Genomic DNA, 13,763 nt, shown 5'->3' with positions numbered 1-13,763 from the left:
CTTGAAAAAAATCGGAGATTTAAAGTTTATTTTTTGCGAAACAAAGTAAAACTAAACCTTATGGATTGCTCTAATTGCCTATATAAAATAAGACGAAGCAAAGTAGAAAAGCAATAAAAGAGTTAAAAAAGGCGAACTAAGGAAAATAAAAAAAGAAACAGTAACTAGTTTTTTGGGTTGATTGATTAGTTTATTGATAGGCTCAGATTCTTGATTGAATCTGGGCTTTTTTTGCGAATAAAAATCACTTAAATAATTGTTAATTAAGCAAATACAATTAAACCTTTCTTCTTTTTAAATGTCTTAGTAGCATAAAATAATCACATTAAAATTTATAAAAGATGAAAAAATTAGCAAGTATTTTAGTTTTCGCACTTACTTTTTCGACACAAGCACAAAGAAAAAGAAATCAAGAAAGACCACAGTTAACCGTGGAGCAACATACAGATTTAGCCATTAAAAAAATGACCTTGGCTTTAGATTTATCTGAAAAGCAACAAAATAGAATTAAACCTATTATTGCTTCAAAAATGGCAGAAAGAAAAGCTTTTATGGAAAAAAGAAAAGAAGCTATAAAAGAGAAAAAGAGACCCACTGCAAACGAGATTTATGCCATAAAAAGCAAAATGTTAGACCACCAAATTGCATTAAAAAATAACATGAAAGAAATCTTAAACAAAGAGCAGTTTGAGAAGTTTATTAAAATACAGAAAAAAAGAAAAATAAAAGGAAAGAAAATGATGCGGAAAATGAAAAAGAGTAAAAAGGAGAAAAAAGTAAAATAATTTTGGTTTATTGATATCGCCTAAAAATAAACATATTTTTAGGCGATTTTTTGATTTTATCGTTTGGTTTAGAAATAAACTGTCACGAGTTTTTAAATTCACTCTTCCAGTAAATATTAAGATAGCTTTAGAAATTTTGATTCGGCAAGTTCAAATAAGAATATTTTTATTAAGAAATTTTCTTTAAAAAAGACTCGTATGAAACACTTTTGCTTTTATCCAATTCTTAAATATCTTGTTTTATTTCAGACTGCTTTGGTAAGGTTAATTCATCCCAAAAACCAACTTTTTCTTTTTTACAAAGTCAGCTACCTTCTGGATGAAATCAGTATTTTCAGTCTCCAAAATCGTTTTTAGCAGTCCAAGTTTTGTTGTTCGAATATCCATTAAAAAAAACTTTTAATAAATGTACATAAAATACGATTCAGTTCGATTTTTCTTCAGAATGAAGCCAACGTCTTTGTTTATAGAAATTTACGATTTTGTCTGCGAGGAATTTTCGAAGGAAAATTAAACAGTAGGCAAAAGTGCAATTAACTTTAATAAGGCTAACTGTAGCAATTTTGCATAAAAGGTATTGGGTGTAATTTGGAAAACTTACCAATTTTTGGTATTTTTGAGTAAATGTTCGAATTATGAGTAAAAATACATCAATATCACTCGGAAATTATTTTGACCAATTTGTAAGTAGCCAAGTTTCTGCTGGACGATATAAAAATGTAAGTGAAGTAATTAGAGCTGGACTTCGACTTTTAGAAAACGAAGAAAGTAAAGTCATTGCTCTGAGAAATGCAATCCAAGAAGGAATTGACAGTGGAATTGCACACGATTTTAACCCTGAAAAACATCTTCAGGAATTAAAAGCTAGACATAAAAAGAATGGCTAAATATGAACTGACTAACAAAGCTGTTGAAGATTTGACTGGAATTTGGGAATACACAATTGAAAAGTGGTCTGAACAACAAGCTGACAGATATTATAACTTGCTTTTAGATAGTTGCCAAGACATTGCTAATAATCCTGATTTAGGAAAAAATTACGAGGGAATACCAATGACTTATTCGGACTTAAAACAAGCAGACATATCATTTTTTATCGAAAACGAGTTAACCTAACGATTGAAATTACGAGAATTTTACACGGACAAATGGATTTAAAAAATAGAATAACTGAATAAAAAACTATACCCAACAATGTATAACCGTAATTACGGCGGATTCGACTACGTCCGAATCCACTCGGAATTGCTAACGTCAGTGCTAAACCGAAAATTGACGCATATAAACCCGTAACTGAAGGTTGTACGAGACCGTTGGTTCTTTTTTAGTTTATAATTCAGTTTAGAGTAATTCAGCCAGTTTTTTACAACGGTTGATGTAAAGCGCGTTTTAATACGCTTTACATTTTGTTATTTTTTGTCATCTGATGGTTCATATATAAAAGTGTTTCCTGCTTTTATTTTAATTGGTTCTACTTTGTTCTTGTAAACCAAATTGAAATTGATATCGTTCTTAGAACTGATTATTGCTTTGTCTAACTGATGATTGCTCCAAAAAACATCTAATGTTAAGCCACCTCTAGCTTTCAACCCTTTTATATGGCCATTATCCCAACTTTTGGGCAAAGCAGGTAGTATTCGAATAGTGTTTTCTTCGTGCGATTGCAAAAGCATCTCTGAAACACCGGCTGTATAACCAAAATTTCCATCAATTTGAAATGGAGGGTGTAAGTCAAAGAGATTATTGCTCATCGATTTTTTTAATAAAAGTTGAATATGCTCGTACGCCATTTCACCATCTAATAATCTGGCACTACAATTAATTAACCAAGATCTACTCCATCCTGTACCAGCTCCGCCATTGGCCAATCGATAATCTAAAGTTTTTTTAACAGCTTTAAATATATCTGGATTTTTATCTTTTGAAACACTAGTTCCAGGATGAAATCCGTATAAATGAGACATATGTCTGTGTCCGGGTTCTGGTTCTTTATATGCTCTATCCCATTCAAGAATTCTACCATGATCACCAATAACAAATCCAGGACGTAACCTACTTTGCTGTTGTTTTACCTTTTCTACAAAATCGTTACTAATATTTAAGATGTCACATGCTTTTATATAGTTGCCAAATACCTCATAAATAATTTGCTGATCCATTGCACTGCCCAAACAGGTGGCAACAAGCTTTCCTTCTGCATTAACAAATCTGTTTTCAGGTGAGGTGGAAGGTGCAGAAATTAATGTTCCATCTCTAGGATCTTCAATAATCCAGTCACTATAAAATTTAGCGACTTCCTGAATGGCAGGAAAAGCTCGCTCTTTTAAGAAAGTTTTATCTCGAGTAAATTCATAATGTTGCCAGTAATGTTGCATCATCCAACCACCAGCTCCTACCGAACAACCCCAATAAGCTGTTGGTGCTCTTAGCCATGTAGGTGCCCATAAATCTGTTGCATGAGGGATAAACGTACCACTACAACCAAAATTTTTGGTGGCTGTTACTTTTCCATTTTCAACTAACCTGTCTATGTAATCAAATAGTGGATTGTTGAGTTCCCCAAGATTGGTAACATCGGCAAGCCAATAATTCATTTGTAGATTGATATTGAGATGGTAATCGGCATTCCAAGGTGCTTCAATGTGTTCGTTCCATAATCCTTGAAGATTTGCAGGGTTAGAACCTTGTCTAGATGATCCAATAAGAAGATAACGACCGTACTGAAAAAGTAAAGCTTGTAACCCTACGTCATTAGCACCATTTTTTACTCTTTCTAGTCTAACATCTGTAGGAATTGTATCTAAATTTGCAGAATTTGCAGAATTTGCAGAGTTGAGTTGTAAATCTACTCTTGAATATAAACGTTGATAATCTTTAACATGTTCTTTTTTTAGAGCATCAAAACTTTTTGAAGCAATGGCTTCCATATCGAGTTTGTTCTGTTCTTGATATGATTTAAAGTAATAAGATGAATTAGAAACTATATAAATGGTTGCTTTTTTTACATTTTTTAATTCAAGATATTTTTCGCCTCTTTCTACTAAACCGCCTTCATTATTTATCTTTAAAGATGTTTCAAATTTGACTCCATTTAAAATTGGATAGGGTTCTGAATTGAATTTTCCTCCTCGCTGAGTTACTTCTCCTTGCATGAGTAGAAGATTCTTTTCGGTTGAAAGTACTTTTACGGTCTCAAATCCTTTGTCTTTTGGTCTGCTTAGCCTAATCTTAGCATTTAATCCTTCTGGAGCTTCTGAAGTTAGTTGAATTATTATTGCTTTATGAGGATGGGAAACAAACACCTGTTCAGTAACTAGTGAGCCATTTGTTTTGTAAGAAACCGTGGAAGATGCATTACTTATGTTTAACTCTCTTTTATAATCAGAGATATTTTGATGATCGAAATCGATGTATAGATCACCTAAAGTTTGATGAGACCGAATTACACTTTTGCGTGAAAACTTATCTACAAATAACTTATCGGCTTCTTCGTTTTTTCCGTTAAATAATAATTTTCTAATCTCTTTGAGGTCGTTTTTATCCCCTTCAGGCTCATTCCAATTTTCATTATCAGCAGGCCACATTGAATCATCATTTAATTGAATACGCTCGTTGCTTGTATTGCCGAAAACCATTGCACCAATCTTTCCATTGCCTAGTGGTAGCGCTTCGTTCCAATTGTTGGCGGGTTGTTTATACCAAAGTGTAATATCTTTCTTTAATTTTTCTTTTGGGGAACAAGTAACAAATAAAAAAGTGAATAAGATACTGGCGCAGTTAATAAGTAGTCGATTGTAGTTTTGCATTATTATTAGTTGTGAATTCTAGGCACTAAAGTTAGCAAATAAAACACAAATAGAAATGATGTGCACCCAAAAGTTTAGACAAATTTATAATTAATTTGATAATAATGAGCTCTATATTCGATCGGGCTCATTCCTTTTAATTTTAGTTTAATTCTCTCATTATTATAATAGTTTATATACTCTTTAATATCCTTTTTTAATAGAGATACTGAATTGTATTTATTTAAGTAAAACAGTTCAGATTTTAAGATTCCAAAGAAGCTTTCTATAACAGCATTGTCTAAACAATTTCCTTTACGAGACATGCTCTGTGTGATTCCTTTTTCTTTTAATAATCTTCTATATTGTTTCATTTGATATTGCCAACCTTGATCAGAATGTAATATTAAATTAGTGTGATTAGGTACTTTCTTAAAAGACTTTTTCAGCATTGAAACTACTTGCTTAAAGTTAGGTGTTTCAGAGAGTTCATAACTTATAATTTCTCCGTTAAACAGATCAATTATTGGAGATAAATACAACTTATTTCCTAATACTTTAAATTCTGTAATATCAGTCGCCCATTTTTTATTTGGCTTTAATGCTTTAAAATTACGCTTTAATATATTGGGAGCTGTTTCTCCAACTTGACCTTTATATGACTTGTATCTTTTAACTCTGATTAAACTTTTAATTCCTAATTCACGCATTAATTTCAACACAGTCTTATGATTAATTAAAAAACCTTTTTTATTGATTTCTAAAGTAATTCTTCTATAACCAAACCTTCCTTTATGGTAATGATAAATTTTAAAAATTAGCTGTTTAATCTCTTTATATTTATCTACTAAAAGACTCTTTTTTGATGATAATAATAACTACTTCTTGCCATTTTAGCATGCTTTAATAATACTTCTAAATCATACTTATGCCTTAATTCTGTTACGGCTTGCGCTTTTTGTTTTGATCTTCTTGAATTAAGGCTTGAAACTTTTTTAGCAAGTCCAGTTCTGCTCGTAAAGATTCATTTTCTAGTAAAAGTTCCTCTTCTCTTGTTAAAGGTTTATTAGATTTCTTTTTTGCTCTCTTAAATTGCATTATTTTAGGTTTTCCTCTTGGTTTAATATTTAAGCCTACAATACCTTGTTTTTTATAACTTCTCTGCCATTTGATAATTACAGATTTTGTTGGAATATTAAATTCCAAACAGGCTTGGCTTAAAGATAACGAATTTGTTTCGATAGCTTCTACAACCTTAAGCTTGAACTCCAAACTATAGATTCTATTTTTTCTTGGTAATAGCGCTTTTTTACCATATTTTTCATAAAATCGAATCCAATCATGTAAAGTTGTATGATGACAACCATTTAACTCTGAAACAGCTTCTACTGTTTGATGACGACTTAAAACTTCTTTTACACAATGAAGTTTAAATTCATAACTATACTTAGCTTTTCTTCCCATAAAAATACCCTCAAATAGTGTCTAACTTTTTGGGGCAGTTCAAAATCCGCGAGGATTTTTGTAAGTAGGCGAGAACTAGCAATAAATTATATACGGCTTAAGTTTGTAATTCATTAAATTTGAACATAATTAAGAAAAGACAAAAGAGAGGAGTAAGGTTAATATACACGCAGAAGCATAGACTTCGTCAACATTGAAAATCCCCTCTCTTTTCTACACAGATTTCGTACAGTTCTATGAGGCTTTTAGACCTCGCTTTTAAGTCGTTGAAACTCGCGTAGTATGTCCTTTCGTAAAAACATTTACTTATGAATAAAGATATTAAATATTTTGGAATAGACATCAGTCATTTATTTTTTGATGTCACAGATTCAGATGGCAATTATTACCAGTTTAAAAACAATTTAACAGGCTTTAAAAAGTTTGTAAAATTATTAGATTTAAAGAGTCATTGCGTGATGGAAGCTACCGGTTATTATCATTACCAATTAGCCTATTATTTACAAGAAAAAGGTTTTAAATTGTCGGTAGAAAATCCATTATCGGTAAAACGTTTTATTCAAATGAAATTGTCTAAAATAAAGACAGATAAGAGCGATTCTAAACTAATTTGTGAGTATGCAAAGCAGGTTAAATTAAAGTTGTGGAAAGGCAATTCTAAACATCAGCTGGAATGTTTACAAATGACAAGAACCCTTTCAGCATATACAAAGCAGAGCACTATGCTGAAAAATAAATTACATGGCGAAGCCGTTTTAGGTACACCAAGTAAATCTGTTGTGAGGTCTTTAAAACGCAGTTTAAAACATGTTGAGAAAGAAATAAAACGATAGAAGAAGATCTATTGATTTTAGTAAAAGAAGTTCATAACGATGTTTTAACACGTTTAAAAAGCATCCCAGGCATTGGTCCCAAAACCTCTTTAATGTTAGTAGTTTTAACCGATGGATTTGAGCGTTTTACGAGTGGTAGTGAATTGTGTAGTTATGCAGGTCTAACGCCAACAATTAGACAAAGTGGTAGTAGTGTAAAAGGACGATCGAGAATAAGTAAAATAGGGAATCAAAAACTAAGAAATTTATTGTTTATGTGTAGTTTTAATGCATGCAAATACAACAAGGCTTGTCGAGATCTTTATCAACGAATCGTAGCCAAGGGAAAGAGCAAAAAATTAGCCTTAATCGCAGTCTGTAATAAACTACTAAAACAGGTCTTTGCAATAGCAAAATCAGGATTAATATATGATGAAAATTATAAAAGTACTTTCGTAAAAAATTAATGAGTTTTTACTTGTTTTTTACCACAGTACTTTGTTGTAAGTAGTGCTTTTCACGTTCTGCTTGGTTTTCCGATGTTTGTTATTTAGTTCGAATGTGAGCGTTGGCAAGACATACTCTTTTGCAATTTTTGGTGTAGCGTTGGCTGTAGCGAATTGCGAATGTGTATGGCTTTGAGCGTTGGCTTTTTCATCCTTACTGTTTGTTATTTTCATTTCAAAGAGTTTAGTAATTCATTTAGTATATTTTTACCTAGACTTAAGAATTTATCTGCTTCTCCATTTTCTATTTGGCTAATATGAGCTGCTTTGTTTCTATAATCGTCTGTTAATGTTTTCAGGTTACTAATGAATATAGAATTTAATAATCGCTCTCCAGAAACAGAGGTAATATGTTTACGAAATTCTTGCAGTAAACTGGAAGATTTGATTGTTTTTCCATTTTCGTCTGCAACATATCCGAGTATGAAAACCATTGTTCCTAAGGTGAATTTATCTGTTTTTTTACTTAATAATTTAGCAAAAACCTTTGTTTTATTATTCCCAAATTCTTTTTCTAAAACATCAGAATCTTTTTCTAATATCCTTTTTAAACTTGAATAAAAAGAAAAGAATACTTTATGCAATAATTCATTTTCTATTGCTCTAGAAAATTGTAAAATAAATGGTGAGAAATCAACCACATCGTTAGTCTCAAATTTATCTTTTAAGAAAAAAGCGGACGCTAAAAACATTTTGGAATTATCAATTAATAAATCATAGTTTTCTATGCTATTTTCAACATTTGAATAATAAACTTGAAGATTACTTGATTTAGAATTCTCATCTAAAATTTTATAAATAGTCTCTATTCTATCGTCCCTTTCAATTGATGATTCTTTTATTTCATTGAATTGTAAAGAAAGTTTTGAGAAATAGCTTTCTACGGTATTTCTTAATTGGAAAACAACGGTTGTTAATTCCTTTATCTCATTTAGAGTTTTTTCTTTTGATTTTATTTCAAATACTTCTTCAATAATTTTTGCGATATCTTTTGCTGATATTCCGCCTTTTGCATCATCCTTAGTAATTATCAAAGAACCATTATCGCCACCACCTTCTTCAATTGGAAGTATATTTTTGGATTTATACCAATCTAGTTTTTCATTCCATTTTTGAGCATAATTTGAATAATTTAACATTCCTAAATGCTCCCAATAGTAATCGATACCACTATCATCATCTACAATGTAAAAATCAGGTCGTTTTATTTGACCGTCAATTTCTAACTTATATTCATATTCTGGTTCTAAATCATTTTTTAGAAGTAATTCATAAATTATAACTTCAGATTTTGAACGCAAGAATTTTCCATCAGATGCACAATGAATTAAATTCTTTTCAAATAAAATCTCTTTGTATTTAGTAATATTTGGTTTGTAAAATAGGTTGGTTATTCGTTGTAAATTTGCTGAATGAGAATCATTAGTATAGTTGAAGAGCATTTGCGAATTACCTTGGTAAAGTAATATAACTTTATCTTCTTGTCTAGTCATTGCTGTATAGAGAAGTTCACGAGACAATAAAACGCAAGGTTCTGGAATCGCCAATATTACAGTTTTAAACTGACTACCTTGTGCTTTGTGGATTGTTAAAGCATAAGCCAATTCTAAAAAACTCCCATTTTCTTCATCAAAATCTCGGGAAGTAAATTGATATTTATATCCAATTTGAGAAGAAAATTCTACTTCTAATTGATAAGGCTGTTTTCCTTTCCATTTAGTATTCTTCCAGTTTGTTCGACCAACTGCAACTCCTATTTCTCCATTTGCTAAATAATTTATTCCATCGTTTGGATATGTTCCTTTGTCTCTTTTACCATTTTGAAGGTTAATTACTTTGTCGCCATAAATAATATTTTCTATTCCAAGAGGTTTGGGCGTTTTTTTTCCATTATAAGCCCAATGCAAAGCATCTTTTTTAAATTTTTGATGAAGACCTCTGTTCAATTGATTTGTTCCAAAAACTTTTGATTTTATTGGGCTAAGTAATTGCCAATTTTCAACACTTTTTACTGATTCTCTCCAATTAAAAAAACCTGCATCATTTGCTCCAATAGATTTGTTAAAAGATGCTTCGTCTGTAATTCCTAATTCATTTTCCAATACATCAAATAACACATTTTCAAAATCGGACTCATTATTCCAATTAAATATTTTTATGTTTTCACTTTTACCGCTAATTACTTGTTCAAAAATGCTGTCAGCATTATTTTCCTTAATATTCCCACCGAAAAGATTCGCAAAATCAGTATCAAACCTTTTTTCTTTATCCACTTGTACCTGTCTGGCAGATGCGGTTAGTTCAATATATGATTCTCCTATTTTCGGAAATTGATTTTCAATTCCTTTAGGTTTAATATAATTAATGATGTCAAAGAATGGTCTTCCAGCACCAATTGGCGGAAGTTGTCTATAATCTCCAACAAGAATAAGTCTTTCAACTCTTTTTAAATGTTGTAAAGTTGCAGCCAACATTTCTTCTGTCAACATAGAACACTCATCAATAATGACTGTTTTATAACCCATTTCTTTATCAGCATCATTTAAGTGAAAAGTTTGTGTCGAGCCCTTAAATCTTCTAGATTTAAATAAAAAACTTGCTATCGTTTTTGCTGTAACTCCGTGTTTTTTTGCTTTTTCTTCCATTCTAACACGAGCTTTACCAGTAGGTGCTAGAAAGAGAATATTACCTTGTTTAATTTTTGGAATAGATGCCAACGCTGACAATAAAGTTGTTTTCCCTGAACCAGCTTGCCCAATTAAAACAGAAAAACGAGAATTAGCCATTACTTCTAAGGCTTTAATCTTTTCTTCTTTAGCTTTTTTATCAGCTTCTGTGTCTTTAAATGAAATTTCATTTAAATATTGTTCCCAATTTTCTTGAAAATTATGTTTTTTAGCCTTTAATCTTTTTGTGATTACTGTGTTTATTAATTCTGCTGTCTCATCAAACCTTGATAATTGATATGCTTTTTTGTTATCCGCTGTGTAGTGAGTTATTATACTTTTATCAAAAATTGAAGATGCCAGATTAAAGTAATCAGCATTTAGGTTACATTCTGGTTCAATCGGTAAATTGGCAATGTTTTTAATTATTTCATCTTCTGGAAATAGTGTATGCCCATTATTTGCTTGCTTTTCCAATTGCATTACGGTCAATGCCTTTATTCTTTCCTTACTTAATTTAGAAAACTGTTTTGTTTGACTTGGTTCAAGCTTTTTATTTCTATTTAACATTAAACCAGTATCTATTACTGAATAATTTATTGGCTCTGTTGAATGTATAGAGATTTCATATAGCAAGTATGGATTTTCAATTATCTCCTTGTCAGTTTTATATTGATATTTTTTTCTTCGTTGTTCAATGTCAAATATTACATTTGCTTGAGATTCACTTAGATTAAATCTACTTATCAATTGTAAAAGGGATAAGCGATTTGTTTGTTGTTTTTTATAGTAATTCCATATTTCTACATTTTCTATAGAAACACTATCTTTTAAATTGTCTGGTAACAGATTTAAATTAGACAAAACTTTATCTAAAAAAGCCCAAGGACAATCTCCTTTTTTAATATTGTTAAAAATATACTGTGCTAGAAAATGACCTCTTTCTATTCCTAAACTTGTTAAAGCAACTCCAAAACCTGGATAATCGCCTCTTAGTTTTTTTACAACAATTAATTTTTTACTTAACCATTCTAAAATGTTATCCCAATTACTTCCAATTTCCAACTCTTTTGCTAGTTCTATTTTTTTAATAGATTCTCGTATAATATAAATTGCAAAATCGTGTGATACGTGTTCGGTTGCATATGAAAATTCAGACCTAAATTCATTAGGAATTATTACAGCAATACTTTTTGGGTCAAAATTGGGATGCTCCTTTTGGTACTCTATTGCTTGATGATATGGGAATAAAAAACCTTCTTTACAATTTGGTCTTATACTGTGATTAACCATATGTTCCCAAGGCATAGAGATAAAACCTGTATCGTCTGATGTGTTAAAAGCCTTTTGCTCAATTATAGAAGTTATTTCGCCTAGACCAACTAGAACTCTATTGTTTTCTTCTACAAAAGGCACTTCTTTTGCGTAGAAAAAACTTAAAGATTCAATAGGATTGATATGTTCAAAAAAACAATTAAATACAGACTTTTGATTTATGTAATCTTGTACCCAATTCGTAGTAAATCTTAACGATTCGTCATTCGTTTTTTTATAAGGTTCTCGATTTGAATCATAATCTAAGTCATATTGTTCGGCAAATTCCTCAGCGTTTTCGGGCATTCCCCATCTAAATGGGATGGCAGTTGCACTATATTTTGGAAAAATTACTGGTGTAGGTTGAAGATGTTTGTAGTAGTCATTATAACTTGTTGCGTATGGATGTTTAAGGTTTTTGGTAAAATCAAAATCCGCCATAAACATTGCACTTTCAGAAATACAAGGTGGTAGTTTTGTTTCATCTTTAATATCACAAATCCTTTTACCTGCGAGCTCTTTTTCTATGTCGTCATTTCTATTCTCAGCACAATTTTTCAGAGCTAAACAAGCATCATTATTCTTTGCGTTTTTACAAATTGTTCCATTCCAAGCGTTGTCGTGCCAAGGAACTCTAATAGATAAATGCTTTTTTATGTATTTGGGATTGTAATTTATTTTCATTCTTATGTTCCTGTTTTTCGGGAATTTGAGCGTTGGCAAAAAACAGCGCTTTTGTTTTTTTTAGCGTTGGCTGATGTGTCGGCAAAAAACAAATGTGCTGTTTGTGTGTTGGCGTTTTTAGTTCAAATGTTGATGTTTAGTACGATTTTCCGCATTACTTACAACGGCTCCGTATATGAAAAGTAGCGCAGTAAAGAAGCGATAACTTTTCGGATTAAACACAAGCCGAATTTTTAAATTTTACTATTTATTTTTTTACTTGGAAATCGTCAAATTTAAAAATTTGGCGACTTTCCAAAATTGCCCAAACCTTAGTGTTAGCAATGACTTGCGCTATTTTTTATATACATTGTTAGCCCTCGTTTTTTTCCGCTGTTGCATTCAATTCGGGATATTTAGCAAAAATGTCATTTACTAATTTACCTGTTCCTTTTCCGTGTTGATTGCTAAAAACGTATGTCTTTTCATTATGCACCAAAAGTTCGCTGTCATCATTGAACCAACGACTTGGGTCATATTTTCTTTGATTGGTTGCTCGATATTCCGTTTCAAATTCGGCACTTGATTGGCAAACTTTATTAACCCAAAGCCATCTACTTTTTCCTGTAAATTCCATTAATTCGGTTGGCGAAATTCCATTTTTTACACACATTTTCATTGTTAAAATCATTGTTTCTCTTTTGTTGAGATTTGAATGCTTAACTCCATTAAATGTCAAGTCGAATTTTGAATAATCTCTTTGGCTTTCTCTTCTTGCCTGTCTTTGTTCGATTGCTTTTTCTCTCAATTTTACTTGATAGTCAGCAGTCTCTGGAAGAGGAATAATTTGTTGAATGTCAAAATATAATGTTTCTCCGTCTTTTTGCGGTTTAATTCGGATACACTTTATATCAATTCCTCTTTCGATAAGCCACAATACCGAATTAGTAATTTCAATTGAAAAGTCAGCAGAAACCAGAATAATTCTAACGTCATTGCCAAAATCATCTTCGTTGTTCTCGTCCCAACCTAAATATTCCAAAATATCTTCTTCTGCATTTCGTTCCGCAATTCCGACTTTGGTCAAATATCTTTGATGGGCTTTAACTGCTTTTTCGAAGGTCATATTCGCAACCATAGAAGCATAACGGATTGATTGTAATTCCATATGTCCACCATCTTCTGTTCTTTTGAGTTCAACGACCACAATATTTGCATTTTTGTCGATACACAGAATGTCAATTTTTCTACGACTATCTTCCCAATCTCCGAATTCGCTGGATAAAACGAATAGGTCTGTTTCAATTGCATTAATTGAATTAATAATGAATTTTTGTAAATCCCTTGCCTCTAAAATTCTTTCGTTTGCAAAAGAAGTCGGACTTAATTCGGATATTCTATCTCCTTGTAGTTTGTAAATTGCCATTGGTTTTTTTCAAATGAGGGCTAACGTATTTGTTTATGGAAAGTTGCGATTTTGTCTGCGAGGAATTTCCGAAGGAAATTCAGCAGTAGGCAAAAATGCAACTAATTTTGATGAGGCTAAAAGTAGCAATTTTTTATAAGCGGTGTTAGCAAATGCGTGTTTTTATGTTTTTTTCAACGTTTTTTTTATTTTCCGCAAAGATTTTAATTCCGCATTTTGCTTAATTCAAAAAACGTTTTAAACTCAAAAGTTGAGTAAGAATTTCGCGTTTAATTTTTTCAGAGTTTGAGTAAATTCACACGTTTTACAATTCCAACTATTTGCAAAATTCCGCCTGAATTT

At 31.2% G+C, this 13,763-nt stretch carries 6 protein-coding genes and 3 pseudogenes; 4 read left to right on the top strand and 5 right to left on the bottom strand.

From position 1 onward, the window contains the following. The first annotated feature begins 341 nt into the window (after positions 1–341). The 3 genes and pseudogenes from JL193_RS05855 (at position 342) to JL193_RS05845 (ending at position 1,963) form a co-directional block, all read left to right on the top strand. Positions 342–785, top strand: coding sequence for a DUF4890 domain-containing protein (locus JL193_RS05855; protein WP_207972903.1), 444 nt, complete (start codon positions 342–344; stop codon positions 783–785). A gap of 635 nt (positions 786–1,420) precedes the next feature. Next, positions 1,421–1,672 (top strand): type II toxin-antitoxin system ParD family antitoxin, encoded by a 252-nt coding sequence (locus tag JL193_RS05850; protein WP_207972902.1) that lies wholly within the window; start codon positions 1,421–1,423, stop codon positions 1,670–1,672. Further along, positions 1,665–1,963, top strand: a pseudogene (locus JL193_RS05845) (type II toxin-antitoxin system RelE/ParE family toxin). Before JL193_RS05850 ends, JL193_RS05845 begins: the two are co-directional and overlap by 8 nt. Positions 1,964–2,194: 231 nt before the next feature. Here JL193_RS05845 and JL193_RS05840 read toward each other — a convergent pair. Further along, complete coding sequence (locus tag JL193_RS05840) at positions 2,195–4,591, bottom strand: glycoside hydrolase family 95 protein (RefSeq protein WP_207972901.1); 2,397 nt, start codon at positions 4,589–4,591, stop codon at positions 2,195–2,197. Between the two features lie 74 nt (positions 4,592–4,665). Beyond that, a pseudogene (locus JL193_RS17560) lies at positions 4,666–6,034 on the bottom strand (IS3 family transposase). Between the two features lie 308 nt (positions 6,035–6,342). On the opposite strand from JL193_RS17560, the pseudogene JL193_RS05825 reads away from it, so the two are divergent. Beyond that, positions 6,343–7,313, top strand: a pseudogene (locus tag JL193_RS05825) (IS110 family RNA-guided transposase). An 18-nt stretch (positions 7,314–7,331) separates the two neighbouring features. On the opposite strand, the gene JL193_RS05820 reads toward JL193_RS05825, so the two are convergent. From JL193_RS05820 to JL193_RS05810, 3 genes are all read right to left on the bottom strand, one after another. Further along, positions 7,332–7,526, bottom strand: coding sequence for a hypothetical protein (locus tag JL193_RS05820; RefSeq protein WP_207972899.1), 195 nt, complete (start codon positions 7,524–7,526; stop codon positions 7,332–7,334). Next, complete coding sequence (locus tag JL193_RS05815; protein WP_207972898.1) at positions 7,523–12,016, bottom strand: ATP-dependent DNA helicase; 4,494 nt, start codon at positions 12,014–12,016, stop codon at positions 7,523–7,525. Before JL193_RS05815 ends, JL193_RS05820 begins: the two co-directional genes overlap by 4 nt. A gap of 352 nt (positions 12,017–12,368) precedes the next feature. Continuing rightward, positions 12,369–13,421: a PDDEXK family nuclease gene (locus JL193_RS05810; protein ID WP_207972897.1), complete on the bottom strand. Its 1,053-nt coding sequence runs from the start codon at positions 13,419–13,421 to the stop codon at positions 12,369–12,371. Between the last annotated feature and the right edge of the window lie 342 nt (positions 13,422–13,763).

This window comes from Polaribacter batillariae (assembly GCF_017498485.1).
Classification (GTDB): domain Bacteria; phylum Bacteroidota; class Bacteroidia; order Flavobacteriales; family Flavobacteriaceae; genus Polaribacter; species Polaribacter batillariae.
Note: the sequence above shows the minus strand (reverse complement) of the source record. Positions and strands in the feature narration are given on the sequence as shown.

Coding starts and splice junctions, on each gene's coding strand:
- JL193_RS05840 (WP_207972901.1), bottom strand. CDS start 4,591: ATGCAAAACTACAATCGACTACTTATTAACTGCGCCAGTATCTTATTC.
- JL193_RS05855 (WP_207972903.1), top strand. CDS start 342: ATGAAAAAATTAGCAAGTATTTTAGTTTTCGCACTTACTTTTTCGACA.
- JL193_RS05820 (WP_207972899.1), bottom strand. CDS start 7,526: ATGAAAATAACAAACAGTAAGGATGAAAAAGCCAACGCTCAAAGCCAT.
- JL193_RS05810 (WP_207972897.1), bottom strand. CDS start 13,421: ATGGCAATTTACAAACTACAAGGAGATAGAATATCCGAATTAAGTCCG.
- JL193_RS05815 (WP_207972898.1), bottom strand. CDS start 12,016: ATGAAAATAAATTACAATCCCAAATACATAAAAAAGCATTTATCTATT.
- JL193_RS05850 (WP_207972902.1), top strand. CDS start 1,421: ATGAGTAAAAATACATCAATATCACTCGGAAATTATTTTGACCAATTT.